The following is a 16,855-nucleotide window of genomic DNA, read 5'->3' as shown; positions in this document are numbered from 1 at the left end:
ATCGGCCAAGGGCCTGGTCCGACAACGGAAGCCAGGGAACAGGGCGCCACCAACAGCGCCGCTGCATATTTCAGTCTGCCGGAAGCGTGCACTCGTTCGATGGGACCTAACGGGTCGGGCCGGCTCTCCGCCCAACTCTCAGAAGACCGTTTGCGGCATGAGATGAGCACGGGCATGGTCTTGCGGATACGGCTCGCCAACCGCGTCCAGCTGACCAGCGACAGGCACAGGACATACCTGGAAGCCGTCGAGGGCGCGTATTGTGCCGAGATCGATGACGCCATGCTGGTAAAGCTCTATGGCAACTCTGCGGAAAGCGCCAAGGATCGCTACAGTCCTGCCGAACGCACTGGCGCACATAATGAGAGATCGAGCGCTGCTGTACCAAGCCCGTGGCCGCCCAAGGCTGCTTGCACCTGTCACCGAGTTGCGCGATTGTCGAGGTCGCCCGAGTGACGCGAGCAACCATGAACCCGACGAAGAAGGCTGCCCCTTTCGTGCCGACCGAAATCCATGTCAGCACGGTCGAAGATCAGAAAGGCGCGCTCGGCATCCTATCCATCAGCACAACAATGGGCCTGTTAGAAATCGTGCTCGACGGACAGGCCGCCGACGCCATAGTTGATGCCATCAGTGTAATCAGGCCGAAACTGGCCTGAGGGTCGATAGCCATACTCGTTCCTGATACGTCCGTTGGACGTTCTCATATAATCCAATGCTAAAGTCACACCGGCCTTCCGGCATTCGACCCTTGGCAGACGGTGGAACCGAAACCGGAATGCTGTGCGCTCTTGGGGCGACGAGCCGATCCCGGCGCTTCGCGCCAGTTCGCCAATCGTGCTCATGAGCGTTCCCCTTCGCTTGAGGCGTCATTTGGACCTTTTGCCGGATCAAGGGGAAGCAGGTGGCGCGCCCGAACGGCCGCGATGGCAACGTCCTGTCGGGCAAGCTTTCGGGTGAGCGCGTCAACTTCCGGCTGACGCTCGGCGGTCAGCGCCGCCAGCGTCGCGCGATACCGTTCCAGAAAGGCGCCCGGCTCCGGCGCCTTACCGCGGCGAAGGGTGGCCTGTCGCCGGCCAAGCAGCGGAATGATCGCTGTCATGCGCCGCGTGATCTGCCGGTCGATCAGATCGAGCTGGTGCTGCGTCTGCCGCCGCGCCGCTTCCATGCGGAAAAGCTGCGCGGCTTGTTCTGGCGGACCCGACATTACGGGACCCTCCCGCGCCAGCTGGGAAAGCTCGAGGGACCATCATAGGCGGCATGCTTCGTCTCATCGATGACGAAGCCGAAGCGGCCGACAGCGTAGTCGTCGCTCGGCACGAGAAAGCGACGCTGTTCAACCCCTTCCTCGCGCTTGCCGCCGATGGTGGCGATCACCTCGGTCATCCCGGCATGATCTGAACGGAGGGCGGTGAGAGCGATCCAGTCGTCGGCATGCACCCGCGCGAACTCTTGGGCATCCTTCTCGTGGGACTCGCCGGGAGCGAGAGAACGACCGGAGATCGCTTCCCAGGCATCAGGCCAGGAGTCGCGGACTGCTGTGTCGGCGGCTCTTCGCTCGTAGGTCGTGAACAGGTCCGGAAAGGTGAGCGCGACGATCGCCCATTCCGCGTCCTCTTCGTAACAGGCGTCTTCCGCCCGCAGCATAGGATGGACCCTCGCATTGCGCGCGGCAGAGAGCTTGAAGCCGCCATGTCCGGCCGTGGTATGGGATACGATCTCGTCCGCGTAGACGGTGGCGCCTTGCGACGCGCCCCATGGCGTGCTGCAGTCCATGCACACAGTTTGGCGGTCAAGACCTCGCAGCTCGCGGCTGTGGTCAGCCTGCTCGATCATGCGGCCCAGAAAGGCCACTTCGTCCTCGACGCAGCCGGACCTGACAAGCGCTCCTACCGGCCATCATAGTTGTCGCTCAACCGGACACCGTAATTGTCGCCGCGCAACGCTCCTCGGTTTGCAGATCGACAAGCGCGGCATCGACTACATCCAGCGCCGTTCCGCGCTTATCGAGGAAGTGACCCGCGATAAGGTCAAGGCGATGGCGAAGAAGCTGCTTTCCGTCGAGCCCGCCATCATGGTCGTTGGCCCGCGGCTGGACACGAAAGGATAAGCCTGGAAGTCAATTTCGCCTTCCTTCTCTCGCCGAGAGTGGCTAGGCAGAAGCAAAGTCCGGCCTCGTGGCTGCTGGGATCTCATAAGGCCCGCGAGAGGCGATTTCGCGGGCCAAATCGAGCCTTATCGGGCAAGTCGCCGGGTTGCGGCAAGGTCCTGCCCATGCGGGCTTCTTTTTGCGCGGACGAGCCAAGGGTGGCTGGCGCTGTCGCTATACCATGCAGCGTCTGCCGCTGGCGAACGCTGATCTCGCATTACTCAACTTCTTCAGCTACCAAAACCGAGTTGTCGAGTTTCGAACATACCTCCTTTCCACTCGGGTACAGTAGTCTACCAGCTGCTTGGGCAAGGCCTTGTTCGGATCTGGAAGTCGCGGAACAGACACTGCCGATATCCGCCGTGTTAGGGAGGAAACCAGTATTGCCCTGTGCCTGGCGATGGTCTGCCACCTGAATATCGCCTGACCTGTTCGCCCGTGTGCCGGCACTTGGCGCGCCGGGCGGCGGGCGCACGTTCGAGGTCGTCAATCCCTCGACCAGCGAATACTGGCGGAACTTCCCGACATGGGCGTCGAGAAGACGCGCGCGGCGATCGAGGCTTATGTCGCACAGATCGAAATGGGTGGCTCACAGCCCGCGAGCGCAGCGAAACGCTGTGGCAATGGCAACAGCCGATCGTCGACCACACACGATCTCGCCGCGATCCTCACTACCGAAATCGGCAAGCCCCTTGCCAAAGCAAAATCGGAACCACATGCCTCGGCGTATCTCCAGTGGTACGCCGAGAAGGGCCAACCGCATCTGCGGGCAAGACAATCTCGGCACCCTCGACGGGGCGCCGCATGATGTTGATCACGCACCCGATCGGCGTCGTCGGCACGATCACACCAAGTGGCGTCGTTGCGTATCGCCAGCCCGTGATGGTCTGGTGGTTCCGGGCTGCCGCATATCGGCCGGGAATATGCCAAACCGATTACATTCTTGGAAATAAGTAACTCGAGCGCGAAGGTGCAATTTGCCTTCGACACGTGTGCTAATCGCGCAGTGATATCAATTTCCACGTCCTGAAACTCAAGGAACTGATGGTACAGCGGAAAATACGCCTTATACACTGCCTCCTTCAAGACGAAGAGATCCCGCCGCTTGAGCAGACGCAGATCGTACATGCGCTGCTCATTAGGGGTGGCGATCAATTCGATCAGGTTATCCGGCAGAGGTTCATTAGGCTCAATGTCGATGCCGAGAGATGCAATCCTTTGCGTCCCTGCAACAGCGGCGGCTGCTACTGTATCGTGGTGCGCCAAAGACCCGACGAGCCCGGGCGGCCAGATCGGAACACCAGACCGCGTCTTTAAGATCGGCATCGATGGGAACCCCAGTTGCGCAAGAAGTGTTCGGGCAACCACTCTTGCGGCGCCGCTTTCGCGGCGGACTTTGGGAACAGCGCGTCCCATAGACGCAACTTCGGAAGCGTACATGGCGAATTGGTCATCGCGTTCTATTGGACGAATGCCGACGATGACGTTCTGTCGATCAATCGTGAAAATCTCCATCTATTTGGTCCCTTTGAGCCGTTCGAGGAGCTCAGCCAATGAAGTTTGGACTTAATCCGACCCGGCCGTCGGTCAGCAGCGGCGCCAGCCAACATATGAGTGTTCCCGTCTTTGGAGCATCGATCCAGGGCCATTCAGGGTGTTGTCGGGATTTCGAGACCGAACCTGGTCTGGGCGCCGGACACTTTGGAGCTCGTTAGAGATCCCTTTCACTAATCGCGGTTAAGTGCGCAGAGATGGCTCGGGCCAGAGCTTTGCGGCTTTCCAGATCACTCATCATCGTCACGTGGTCGCCTCCAATCGGTACGGCAGTAATGGCCTCTCGACTCAAGACCCGGTCCCAGCCGCGCATGGGCGAACGCGCCTCGGGGCCCAATGAAGTCTCAGCTTGTCGCGCCCGAGAACTGAACAGAGCCTCGGTGGCATAAAACTGATGTATCTCAATTGGCAGGGATGGGATTTGGTACGCCTGTAGCGCCTCGTGAAATCGGGCGACCTTTTCATACATCACCACTTCGTCTCGGAGATCGCCTTTTGAAGCGATCGCTCCAATTTGCTGCGCCTTTCCAAGCAGCTGAGCGATTGAACTGTGTCGAGCAAATTGCTCCAACAGTTCGAAGCTCTCATCCTCAAAGGACTCAAAAGAATCCAGCACCACGTCTCGCACCATTTGGATGGGTGATATCCTTGTCAAGTTCGCCGGGAGCGTAACATCGATCAGCGCCATGAATGAAACAGCTTCGTCCAGCCTCAACAGGTGCTGCGCAATTGCGTAAGCCAAGATCCCACCTGATGAGTATCCTGCGAGGCGATAAGGCCCAGACGGCTGGATCTCTTTCATCCCCTCGATAGCCTGCGCGGCTATTTCTTCGAGAGATGGTGGACAAAGTTCATCGAAATCTGGCCATGACACAGCATAAACGGGACAGTCTATGTCCATTTCGCTTACCAATTTGACGGCATAGGAACTGTCTCCCATCCCTGTCGGAACAAAGAAGAGCGGCGGTTGCGATCCCGTCGGACGAATGGAAATCACTCCCGGATTACTTGGTTGTGATTCCAAATTGAGCTTCGATGCAAGGTCCTTCAAAATGGATGTCTGGAAGAGATCGCTGGCGCTAAACTTCAGTCCAAGATTTGAGGCTCGACTTATCAGCTGCACCGCCAAGAGCGAGTGGCCGCCGAGCTCGAAGAAGTGGTCGTGGCGGCCGACCCGCTCGACCCCGAGCAGCTCTTGCCAGATCCCGGCCAGGGCCGTCTCGACCGCGCCCTGCGGCGCCTCGTAGGCGGCCCGCGCATAGGCGTCGTCGGCCGGCGCCGGCAGCGCCTTGCGGTCGAGCTTACCGTTCGGCGTCAGCGGCAGCCCATCCAGCCGCACGAACGCCGCCGGCACCATGTAGTCCGGCAGCAGGCTAACCAGATGGGCGCGCAAGGAGGCAGCGAGCTGCGCGCCATCGGCCTCGTCCGATCCGGCCTCGGGCGCACACACCACATAGGCCACAAGCTGCTTGTCGCCGGCGCGATCCTCGTGCGCCACCACCACCGCCTCGCGCACCCAGGCGTGCTCGCAAAGCCGCGCGGCGATCTCGCCCGGCTCGATGCGGAAGCCGCGGATCTTCACCTGCTCGTCGTTGCGCCCCAAAAACTCCAGATTGCCGTCCGGCAGGTAGCGGGCAAGATCGCCGGTCTTGTACATGCGGGCGCCCGGCTCGCCGCCGAACGGGTCGGCCAGGAACCGCTCCGCCGTCAGCTCGGGGCGGTTCAGGTAACCCCGCGCAACTCCCGACCCGCCAATGTAAAGCTCGCCCACCGCCCCGAACGGAACCGGCGCGCCATGACCGTCCAGAAGATACACCCGCGTGTTCGCAATCGGACGACCGATCGGGACGATCGGCCCGTCAAAGTCATCGGGGCAGGTCCACGTCGTCGCGCAGACTGTCGTTTCCGTCGGTCCATAGGCATTGATAACAGATGCTGCAGGCAGGCGACGGATGAGTTCGGCCTTCGGCAGCTCTCCAGCAAGAATGAGAGCTTGCGACGCCAAATGTTGCGCACTCCTGCTTTCCTGAAGCAAGGCCGGAGGCAGCGTCGCGTGGGTGATGGCTTCGCTTCGCAGGTAATCCGATAGCTTGTTACTCGCCTTGCGGAGTTCATCCGCAGGCAAATGCAAGGCGGCGCCGGAGCCAAGCGCCATAATCATTTCCCAGACACTGGCATCAAAACCGAAGGAGGCGAACTGCACCACTCGACTGTCTGAACAGACGCCAAACAGTCTGATCTGAGCCAGCACCAGATTGACCATTCCGCGATGCTCGACCATGACGCCCTTAGGGGTCCCGGTGGAGCCGGAGGTGTAGATGATGTAGGCGAGATGGCGGGGACTAAGGCCCAGCGCGCGCGGATCCGGGTTCGAGGCGGGCAGTTCGGCCCAGGCCGAGGTGGCCATATCCAGATCGACCACGCTCACATCGGCCAGCGCCTCGGCGCCGAGGGCGGCGCGACCGGCCGCATCGCAAAGCAGCAGCCGCGGCACGGCGTCCTCGAGCACCTGGTTGAGCCGTGGGCCCGGATAGGCCGGGTCGAGCGGCACATAGGCGCCTCCCGCCTTGAGGATCGCCAGCAGTCCCACCACCATGGCCGGGCTGCGCTCCAGGCAGATCGCCACCGGCTGATCCGGCCCGACGCCGAGGCCGATCAGATGATGGGCCAGCCGGTTGGCCCGGGCGTTGAGGTCGCCATAGCTCACCCGCTCGTCGTCATGCACCACCGCCACCGCCTCGGGCGTCCGGCGCACCTGTTGCTCGAACAGTTCGTGGACGCAAAGATCCGACGGATAGGCCGCGTCCGTCCGGTTCAGCTCCTCCAAAAGGTAGGTCCGCTCCTCGGCCGGCAGGATGTCGAGCTCGCGCACCGGCTTACTGGGCGCCTGCTCCAGCGCCTCCGCCAGTTGCTCGAGCGCCCGCTGCATGTAGCCGCACACCCGATCCGCAGAGACCGGCTCCACCACCTGTGCGGTGAGGCCGAGCGCCTCGCCATAATCCTCTACCGACAGGGTCAGCGGATAGTTGGTGCGTTCCTCCCCGCCCAGCCATTCCATGCCCGACAGGATATCATCCGTGCCGGAGCCGGCCATGGCCGCCGGCGTGTTGTGGCGGTAGTTCAACAGCGCGCTGAACAGCGGCGCCGGTGCCGCAACGCCGCTGCAGCGTTGCGCCTGCGCCAGCGAGGCATGCTCGTGCGCCAGCAGCTCGGAAAGCCGCGCGTGCGTGGTGCGCACGCTCGCCTCGACCCCGCTGCCGTCCAAGTCAAGCCGCACAGGCAGGGTGTTGATGAACAGGCCCAGCGCCCGCTCGGCGCCTGCACCCGCCTGCATGCGACCGAACAACACCGTGGCGAACACCACCTGCTCGCGCCCGCTGCTCAGCGCCACCACCTGACCCCAGGCCAGATGGCAGAGGCTCGCCAGGCTCACCCCCAGCCGCCGCGCCTGGGCCCGCAGCCGCTCGTTCAGCGCCTGCGGCAGCATCCGTTGCGCCTCGCCAACCCCGCTGCCGTCGCCATGCACCTCGATCAGCCCGAACGGCAGCGTCGGCTCGTCGATGTCGGCCAGCATCGAGCGGAAGAACGCTTCATGCGCCTTCGCATCGCCTCCCAACCGCGCCTGCGCCACCAGATTGCGGAACGGCTGCGGAGCTGCCAGCTCATGACGCCGTCCCTCGACCACGGTCCGCACTTCGGCATGCATCACTTCCAGCGTCGTGTGATCGCCGATCAGATGGTGCAGCAGCTCCAGCAGCAGCCAGCGCCCGCTGCCCGGCTCGCGCGCGATCACGACGCGCAACAGCGGCGCCTGGCCAAGGTCGATGCGGTACTGGCGCGGATCGAACCGCCGCTTCAGCTGCTCGGGACCGGGACCGCCATCCTCATCCAGCTCGACCCCGCACACCTCCAGGACCGCCTTGCGCCACACCACCTGGGCCGGGCTCGACAGCCCCTCCCAGACAAAGGCCGTGCGCAGGATGTCGTGCCGATCCACCACCTGCTGAACCGCGACGAGATAGCGCTCCAACAGATCGCGCTCGGCAAACGCCATTTGCGACACCAGCAGATATGGATCGCCCCGGCTGGCCAGCAGATGATGGAACAGAATGCCGTCCTGCAGCGGCGACAGGCCATAGATATCCTGGATGTTGGCGACCCCGCCCGGCACCGTCGACACGATCCGGTCGATCTCCTGTTGGGTCAGATCGATCAGCGGCAGCATCTGCGGCGTGATCGCCGCGGTCTGTTCGCCGATCAGGTTGGCAGGCACCGCCACCTCGTGATGGCTGCCAAGGCTTGCGGCCAGATCGCAAAGCACCGGCCTGGCGAACAGCGTGCGCACCTCCACCCCGAGCGACAGCCGTCGCAGCCGCTCCATCAGTTGCACCGCCATGAGCGAGTGGCCGCCGAGCTCGAAGAAGTTGTCGTGGCGGCCGACCCGCTCGACTCCGAGCAGCTCTTGCCAGATCCCGGCCAGGGCCGTCTCGACCGCGCCGCGCGGCGCCTCGTAGGCCCGCCGCGCATAGGCATCATCGGCCGGCGAAGGCAGCGCCTTGCGGTCGAGCTTACCGTTCGGCGTCAGCGGCAGCGCGTCCAACCGCACGAAGGCCGATGGCACCATGTAGTCCGGCAGCAGGCGACTGAGATGGGCCCGCAACGCGGCCGCAAGCTCCACGCCATCGGCCTCGTCCGGTCCTTCCGTCGGCTTCGCCACCACATAGGCGACGAGCCGCTTGTCGCCGGCGCGATCCTCGTGCGCCACCACCGCCTCGCGCACCCAGGCGTGCTCGCAAAGCCGCGCGGCGATCTCGCCCGGCTCGATGCGGAAGCCGCGGATCTTCACCTGGTCGTCGTTGCGCCCCAAAAACTCCAGGTTGCCGTCCGCCAGATAGCGCGCCAGGTCGCCGCTCCGGTAGAGCCGGTCGCCCTCCACAAAGGGGCTGGCGATGAACCGCTCCGCCGTCAGCTCGGGGCGGTTCAGGTAACCCCGCGCAACTCCCGACCCGCCAATGTAAAGCTCGCCCACCGCCCCGAACGGAACCGGCGCGCCATGACCGTCCAGAAGATACACCCGCGTGTTCGCAATCGGACGACCGATCGGAACAACGGACCCATCAAAATCAGCCGGGCAATTCCAGGCTGTAACGTCGATAGCAGCTTCCGTGGGACCGTAAAGGTTGTGCAGGCCAGTCCATGGCAACACGCGCCGAACCTTCTGCGCAAGGGAGGCAGAAAGCGCCTCACCACTGCACATGAGACGCTGCAGGGATGTGCAGCGATCAACACCCTTCGTGTCCATAAAGCTGACCAGCATGGATGGTACAAAGTGTGCAGTGGTGATGCGTTCGCTGATTATCAATTTTACAAGCACATTGGGTTCTTTGTGTGCAGCCGGAGGCGCAAGCACCAGGGTCGCCCCTTCAAGCAACGTCCAGAAGAATTCCCAGACCGAGACATCGAAGCCAAATGGCGTCTTCTGCAAGACGACATCGGTCGCATTGAGGGCGTAGGCTTTCTGCATCCAGATCAGGCGATTGATAATAGCCCGATGCTCATTTGGTGCCCCCTTGGGGGTCCCGGTTGAGCCTGAGGTGTAGATGATGTAGGCGAGATGGCGGGGAGTGAGGCCCAGCGCGCGCGGGTCCGGGTTCGAGGCGGGCAGTTCGGCCCAGGCCGGGGTCGCCGTCTCCAGATCGACCACGCTGACGTCGGCCAGCGCCTCGGCGCCGAGTGCGGTGCGGCCGGCCGCATCGCAAAGCAGCAGCCGCGGCCCGGCGTCCTCGAGCACCTGCCGCAGCCGCTGAGAAGGATAGGCCGGGTCGAGCGGCAGATAGGCGCCTCCCGCCTTGAGGATCGCCAGCAGTCCCACCACCATGGCCGGGCTGCGCTCCAGGCAGATCGCCACCGGCTGATCCGGCCCGGCCCCGACGGCGATCAGATGATGGGCCAGCCGGTTGGCCCGGGCGTTGAGCTCGCCATAGCTCAGGCGCTCGTCCTCATGCACCAATGCCACCGCCGCGGGCGTCCGGCGCACCTGTTGCTCGAACAGCTCGTGGACGCAAAGATCCGACGGATAGGCCGCGTCCGTCCGGTTCAGCTCCTCCAAAAGGTAGGTCCGCTCCTCGGCCGGCAGCAGCTCTATGCGGCCGACCGGCTGGCCTGCATCAGCAACCATCGCCCGCAGCAATGCCAAAAGATAGCCGCGCTGCCGCTCGATCGTCGCTTTGTCGAACAGCGCCGTGGCATAGTGCAGCGATCCGGCGATCTGATCGCCATCTTCGCCAAGGTCGAGCTCCAGATCGAACTTGACCTGATCGAGCCACTCCCCCGCAGCCTCCACGCGCAGCCCCGGCAGATCCAATGACCCGTCGGTGTTGTTCTGCCAGGCCAGCATCACCTGGAACAACGGCGTGTGGTCGAGGGCCCGCGGCGGCTTGACGATCTCGACCACCTGCTCGAACGGCAGGTCCTGATGCTCCTGCGCGGCCAGCGCCGTGCGCCGCGTCCGCTCCAGAAGCTGCGCCACGCTCGGCGCGCCCGACAGGTCGACCCGCAGCGCCAGCGTGTTGACGAAGAAGCCGATCAACTCTTCGATCTCGCGCCGGCCGCGATTGGCGCTCGGCACGCCGACCACGACGTCGTCCTGCCCCGACAGGCGCGACAGCACCGCCGCCCAGGCCGCCAGCACCGTCATGAACACCGTCGTGCCATGCTGGCTGGCCAGCCCCTTGAGCCCGCGCGTCAGAGCCGCGTCGATGACGACCGGCACACCGGCCCCGGCGAACGACTGCTGGGCCGGCCGCGGCCGGTCCGTCGGCAAAGCAAGACGTGCCGGTGCGCCGGACAGGGCGTCGCGCCAATACTGGGCCTGGGTCTGCAGCCGTTCCCCCGACAGCCATTGGCGCTGCCAGGCGGCATAATCCGGATACTGGATCGCAAGCGGCGGCAAAGGATCGTCCTGTCCAGCCTCGAACGCCCGATAAAGCCGACCGAGTTCACGCACCAGCACGCCCATCGACCAGCCGTCGGAGACGATGTGATGCTGGCTCAGCAGGAAGACGTGTTCCTCATCCGATATCCGCATCAGACGCGCGCGCATCAGCGGCCCGCGCGACAGATCGAAGGGAGTGTGCGCCTCCTCACGGCACAGATCCAAAAGCGCGGCTTGCGCATCCGGCCTGTCCCGCAGATCGTGCTCCACCACCGGCAGCCCCGCATCCGGAGGCAGAAGCCAAACCTGGGGCTTGCCCTCCGGTGCGACAAAGACACTGCGCAGCGCCTCATGACGCGCAAACAGACGGTCGAGGCTGCGCCGCCAGGCGCTGCGGTCGAGCGCACCACGCAGCCGCAAGGCCAACGGCATGTGGTAGTTGGCGCTGCTCGGGTCCAACTGCGCCAAAAACCATAGCCGCTGCTGCGCAAACGACAGCACAAGCGGCTCATGACGCGACACGGCCGCAATCGCCGGCAGCTCTTGCGGACCGGAGCGGCTCAACACCTCGACGATGCTTTCCGCCAGATCGCAAAGCACCGGCCGGGCGAACAGCGTGGCTAGCGGCAGCTCGACACCGACGGCCTGCGGCAACCGGCTCATCAGCTGCACCGCCATGAGCGAGTGGCCGCCGAGCTCGAAGAAGTGGTCGTGGCGGCCGACCCGCTCGACCCCGAGCAGCTCTTGCCAGATCCCGGCCAGGGCCGTCTCGACCGCGCCCTGCGGCGCCTCGTAGGCGGCCCGCGCATAGGCATCGTCGGCCGGCGAAGGCAGCGCCTTGCGGTCGAGCTTACCGTTCGGCGTCAGCGGCAGCCCATCCAGCCGCACGAAGGCCGATGGCACCATGTAGTCCGGCAGCAGGCGACTGAGATGGGCCCGCAACGCGGCCGCAAGCTCCACGCCATCGGCCTCGTCCGGTCCTTCCGTCGGCTTCGCCACCACATAGGCGACGAGCCGCTTGTCGCCGGCGCGATCCTCGTGCGCCACCACCACCGCCTCGCGCACCCAGGCGTGCTCGCAAAGCCGCGCGGCGATCTCGCCCGGCTCGATGCGGAAGCCGCGGATCTTCACCTGCTCGTCGTTGCGGCCCAGGAACTCCAGATTGCCGTCCGGCAGGTAGCGGGCAAGATCGCCGGTCTTGTACATGCGGGCGCCCGGCTCGCCGCCGAACGGGTCGGCCAGGAACCGCTCCGCCGTCAGCTCGGGACGGTTGAGGTAGCCGCGCGCCACCCCCGCCCCGCCGATATGGAGCTCACCCACCGCCCCGAACGGAACCGGCTGGCCATGAGCGTCCAGAAGATACACCCGCGTGTTCGCGATCGGACGGCCGATATGTGGCACAGCGTCACTGAAGAGCTGTCCCGAGGTTGCCACGACAGTAGCTTCAGTAGGGCCATAGTTGTTTATTAAGTTGATTGGCGACGGTCCCAGGGAAGGCACACGCTGGAGACGATCACCACCGATAAGCAAGTACTCCAAGGTGGGATTTATCAGCTCGCCTTCTAACGCGGTTACAGCCAGCGGCGTGACTAAAAAGGCCGCGTCCAGTGATTGATCACGCCACCATTGCAGCAGACCAAGGGAATCCTCTGCTGACGCTCTGGGCGGGAGCAGCAATGTGCTACGATTGTATAATGCAGACCATAACTCCCAAGCGCTGGCATCGAATGCCACTCCAGCCGTGAGTGTGCAGCAGGTTTCTGGTTGCGGACAAAATGTTTGCACATGCCATGCTGTGAGATTGACCAGGCTTTGATGCTCGACCATGACGCCCTTTGGGGTTCCGGTTGAGCCTGAGGTGTAGATGACATAGGCGAGATGGCTGGAGGTCAGGCCAAGGGCGCGCGGGTCGGGGTCGCAGGCGGGCAGTTCGGCCCAGGCCGAGGTGGCCATATCCAGATCGACCACGCTCAGATCGGCGAGCGCCTCGGCGCCGAGGGCGGCGCGGCCGGCGGCATCGCAAAGCAGCAGCCGCGGCGCGGCATCGTCGAGCACCTGCCGCAGCCGCTGAGAAGGATAGGCCGGGTCCAGCGGCAGATAGGCACCGCCGGCCTTGAGGATCGCCAGCAGCCCCACCACCATCGCCGGGCTGCGCTCCAGGCAGATCGCCACCGGCTGGTCCGGCCTCACCCCGAGGGCGATCAGATGATGGGCCAGCCGGTTGGCCCGGGCGTTGAGTTCGCCATAGCTCACCCGCTCGTCGTCATGCACCACCGCCACCGCCTCGGGCGTCCGGCGCACCTGTTGCTCGAACAGCTCGTGGATGCAAAGATCCGACGGATACTCCGCTTCCGTCCGGTTCAGCTCCTCCAAAAGGTAGGTCCGCTCCTCGGCCGGCAGGATGTCGAGCTCGCGCACCGGCTTACTGGGCGCCTGCTCCAGCGCCTCCGCCAGTTGCTCGAGCGCCCGCTGCATGTAGCCGCAGACCCGGTCCGCGGAGATTGGCTCCACCACCTGTGCGGTGAGGCCGAGCGCTTCGCCAAAATCCTCCACCGACAAGGTCAGCGGATAGTTGGTGCGCTCCTCGCCGCCCAGCCATTCCATGCCACACAGACCATCCTCCGTCCCGGAGCCGGCCATGGCCGCCGGCGTGTTGTGGCGGTAGTTCAACAGCGCGCTGAACAGCGGCGCCGGCGCTGCGACGCCACTGCAGCGTTGCGCCAAGGCCAGCGAGGCATGCTCGTGTGTGAGCAGCTCGGCAAGCCGCGCATGGGTGCTGCGCACGCTCGCCGCGACCCCGGTCCCGTCGAGGTCGAGCCGCACAGGCAGGGTGTTCATGAACAGGCCCATCGCGCGGTCGGCGCCGGCCTGCATGCGACCGAACAGCACCGTGGCGAACACCACCTGCTCGCGCCCGCTGCTCAGCGCCACCACCTGACCCCAGGCCAGATGGCAGAGGCTCGCCAGGCTCACCCCCAGCCGCCGCGCCTGGGCCCGCAGCCGCTCGTTCAGCGCCTGCGGCAGCATCCGTTGCGCCTCGCCAACCCCGCTGCCGTCGCCATGCACCTCGATCAGCCCGAACGGCAGCGTCGGCTCGTCGATGTCGGCCAGCATCGAGCGGAAGAACGCTTCATGCTCTTCGGACGAACCGCCGAGACGGGCCTGCGCCACCAGATTGCGGAACGGCTGCGGAGCTGCCAGCTCATGACGCCGTCCCTCGACCACGGTCCGCACTTCGGCATGCATCACTTCCAGCGTCGTGTGATCGCCGATCAGATGATGCTGCAGCTCCAACAGCAGCCAGCGTGTGCTGCCGGGCTCGCGCGCGATCACGAACCGCAACAGCGGCGCCTGGCCAAGATCGATGCGATACTGACGCGGATCGAACCGGCGCTTCAGCTGCTCATGACCGGGACCGCCATCCTCATCCAGCTCGACCTCGCACACCTCCAGGACCGCCTTGCGCCACACCACCTGGGCCGGGCTCGACAGCCCCTCCCAGACAAAGGCCGTGCGCAGAATGTCGTGCCGGTCCACCACCTGTTGGACCGCAGCAAGGTAGCGATCGAGCACACCGCGATCGGCAAAGGCCATCTCACTGACGAGCAGATACGGATCGCCCTGGCTGGCCAGCAGATGATGGAACAGAATGCCGTCCTGCAGCGGCGACAGGCCATAGATATCCTGGATGTTGGCGACCCCGCCCGGCACCGTCGACACGATCCGGTCGATCTCCTGTTGGGTCAGATCGATCAGCGGCAGCATCTGCGGCGTGATCGCCGCGGTCTGTTCGCCGATCAGGTTGGCAGGCACCGCCACCTCGTGATGGCTGCCAAGGCTTGCGGCCAGATCGCAAAGCACCGGCCTGGCGAACAGCGTGCGCACCTCCACCCCGAGCGACAGCCGTCGCAGCCGCTCCATCAGTTGCACCGCCATGAGCGAGTGGCCGCCGAGCTCGAAGAAGTGGTCGTGGCGGCCGACCCGCTCGACCCCGAGCAGCTCTTGCCAGATCCCGGCCAGGGCCGTCTCGACCGCGCCCTGCGGCGCCTGGTAGGCCCGCCGCGCATAGGCATCATCGGCCGGCGAAGGCAGCGCCTTGCGGTCGAGCTTACCGTTCGGCGTCAGCGGCAGGCTATCCAGCCGCACGAACGCCGCCGGCACCATGTAGTCCGGCAGCAGGCTAACCAGATGGGCGCGCAAGGAGGCAGCGAGCTGCGCGCCATCGGCCTCGTCCGATCCGGCCTCGGGCGCACACACCACATAGGCCACAAGCTGCTTGTCGCCGGCGCGATCCTCGTGCGCCACCACCACCGCCTCGCGCACCCAGGCGTGCTCGCAAAGCCGCGCGGCGATCTCGCCCGGCTCGATGCGGAAGCCGCGGATCTTCACCTGCTCGTCGTTGCGCCCCAAAAACTCCAGATTGCCGTCCGGCAGGTAGCGGGCAAGATCGCCGGTCTTGTACATGCGGGCGCCCGGCTCGCCGCCGAACGGGTCGGCCAGGAACCGCTCCGCCGTCAGCTCGGGACGGTTGAGGTAGCCGCGCGCCACCCCCGCCCCGCCGATATGGAGCTCACCCACCGCTCCGAACGGAACCGGCTGGCCATGAGCGTCCAGCAGATACACCCGCGTGTTCGCGATCGGACGCCCGATCGGGACAACCGGCGTGTTAAATCCAGCGGTATACACCCAGGCTGTTGCGTCAATCGTTGCCTCGGTAGGTCCATAGACATTGACAAGTGCCCGCGGTGCGAATTGCAGCCATTTAGCGGCTTGCTCATTCCTCAGGAGCTCTCCGCCACAGAATACGTATCGTAAACTATCGACTTCATTTTGCTCAACGTCAGTGACCATGAGCAATGCGGAAAGAAGCGACGGAACCAATTGCAGGACCGTCACTTGATACTTATTTACTAGATCGAAAATCGTTCGAGTATCAAATTGCCGCTCGAGAGGAAGAAGAGCTACATGGGCCCCAATCGACAAGGCTGTCCATAGCTCCCAAACGGCGGCATCAAAGGAGGGGGATGTTCGCTGCAAGAAAATGTCATGGGCAGCAAACTGGAATCGATCCGCCTGCCATGTTGTGTGATTGATCAAGCTCCGGTGCTCGACCATGACGCCCTTTGGGGTTCCGGTTGAGCCTGAGGTGTAGATGACATAGGCGAGATGGCTGGAGGTCAGGCCGAGGGCGCGCGGGTCGGGGTCGCAGGCGGGCAGTTCGGCCCAGGCCGAGGTGGCCATATCCAGATCGACCACGCTCAGATCGGCGAGCGCCTCGGCGCCGAGGGCGGCGCGGCCGGCGGCATCGCAAAGCAGCAGCCGCGGCGCGGCATCGTCGAGCACCTGCCGCAGCCGCTGAGAAGGATAGGCCGGGTCCAGCGGCAGATAGGCACCGCCGGCCTTGAGGATCGCCAGCAGCCCCACCACCATCGCCGGGCTGCGCTCCAGGCAGATCGCCACCGGCTGGTCCGGCCTCACCCCGAGGGCGATCAGATGATGGGCCAGCCGGTTGGCCCGGGCGTTGAGTTCGCCATAGCTCACCCGCTCGTTTTCATAGACCACCGCCGGCGCCTCCGGCGCCTTGCGCACTTGCGCCTCGAACAGCTCATGGATGCACCGCTCCGACGGATAAGGCGCCGCCGTCCGGTTCAACTCCTCCACCAGATATGTACGTTCGGCGGCCGGGAGGATGTCGACGCGACCGACCGGCTGGCCTGCATCAGCCATCACACCATGCAACAAAGTTTGCAAATGCTGCGTCATGCGGCCGATTTGCTCCGGCGCTAATCGACTGGCATCGAAGTGCCAGCGAAAGCTCCCATCCAGAGCGCAAACCTCAAAGGTCAGCAAATTGCCGCATAGGGCTCGGCCCGCTCTGCGGCTCGTCATCAGATCATCAGCGACGGAGCAGCTTTCTGTCGTGACTGTGATGCCAATCGGCCATGGTCGACGCAACCGTAGCGCCTCCGCAACTCGCAATGTCGGGCAGCGCGCGATAAGATCCCGGGCAAAGCCAGCGTGCGCCTTCAGCTGAGCGAGTTCGGCCGCCACCGTCTTGCGCATTTCTTCAAAATCATGTGCAAGGTCAATGGTAACTTCCATCGGCACGACAGGGGCGATCAACACCTTCACCGCCTTAGACCCAGCTTGCGGTCCATCCGAAGCAGGCGTCCATCCCAGTTGAAGGTCGGTTTCTCCCGTGATGCGGGCGAGATAGA

The 16,855-nt window shown here is 64.4% G+C and carries 5 protein-coding genes and 2 pseudogenes; 3 read left to right on the top strand and 4 right to left on the bottom strand.

Annotated elements, in window-relative coordinates:
* Window positions 1-189 precede the first annotated feature (189 nt).
* Both ACFSQT_RS39765 and ACFSQT_RS01780 read left to right on the top strand, forming a co-directional pair.
* Window positions 190-369 (top strand): annotated as a pseudogene (locus ACFSQT_RS39765) (IS1 family transposase); the annotation flags it as partial.
* Window positions 370-467: 98 nt separating this feature from the next.
* The gene (locus ACFSQT_RS01780) at window positions 468-659 is read left to right on the top strand and encodes a hypothetical protein (protein ID WP_120018514.1); all 192 of its coding nucleotides are present in this window, start codon (window positions 468-470) and stop codon (window positions 657-659) included.
* Between the two features lie 182 nt (window positions 660-841).
* Here ACFSQT_RS01780 and ACFSQT_RS01775 read toward each other — a convergent pair whose 3' ends face one another.
* Both ACFSQT_RS01775 and ACFSQT_RS01770 read right to left on the bottom strand, forming a co-directional pair.
* Window positions 842-1,168 carry a hypothetical protein gene (locus ACFSQT_RS01775; RefSeq protein ID WP_208646528.1) on the bottom strand — a complete coding sequence of 109 codons (327 nt, stop codon included), beginning with the start codon at window positions 1,166-1,168 and terminating at the stop codon, window positions 842-844.
* Between the two features lie 38 nt (window positions 1,169-1,206).
* Window positions 1,207-1,872: pseudogene (locus ACFSQT_RS01770) on the bottom strand (DUF7007 domain-containing protein); the annotation flags it as partial.
* A gap of 82 nt (window positions 1,873-1,954) precedes the next feature.
* On the opposite strand from ACFSQT_RS01770, the gene ACFSQT_RS01765 reads away from it, so the two are divergent.
* A complete protein-coding gene (locus ACFSQT_RS01765) occupies window positions 1,955-2,110 on the top strand; it encodes a hypothetical protein (protein ID WP_379016743.1) in 156 nt (51 codons plus the stop codon).
* Window positions 2,111-2,710: 600 nt separating this feature from the next.
* Here the strand turns inward: ACFSQT_RS01765 and ACFSQT_RS01760 are convergent.
* Together ACFSQT_RS01760 and ACFSQT_RS01755 are read right to left on the bottom strand one after the other, a co-directional pair.
* Window positions 2,711-3,664 carry a 4'-phosphopantetheinyl transferase family protein gene (locus ACFSQT_RS01760; RefSeq protein WP_379016741.1) on the bottom strand — a complete coding sequence of 318 codons (954 nt, stop codon included), beginning with the start codon at window positions 3,662-3,664 and terminating at the stop codon, window positions 2,711-2,713.
* Between the two features lie 196 nt (window positions 3,665-3,860).
* A complete protein-coding gene (locus ACFSQT_RS01755) occupies window positions 3,861-16,769 on the bottom strand; it encodes a non-ribosomal peptide synthetase (protein ID WP_379016740.1) in 12,909 nt (4,302 codons plus the stop codon).
* Window positions 16,770-16,855 lie beyond the last annotated feature (86 nt).

The organism is Mesorhizobium calcicola, assembly GCF_042682105.1.
Lineage (GTDB): Bacteria > Pseudomonadota > Alphaproteobacteria > Rhizobiales > Rhizobiaceae > Mesorhizobium > Mesorhizobium calcicola.
This window is presented reverse-complemented; position numbering and strand designations above follow the sequence as displayed.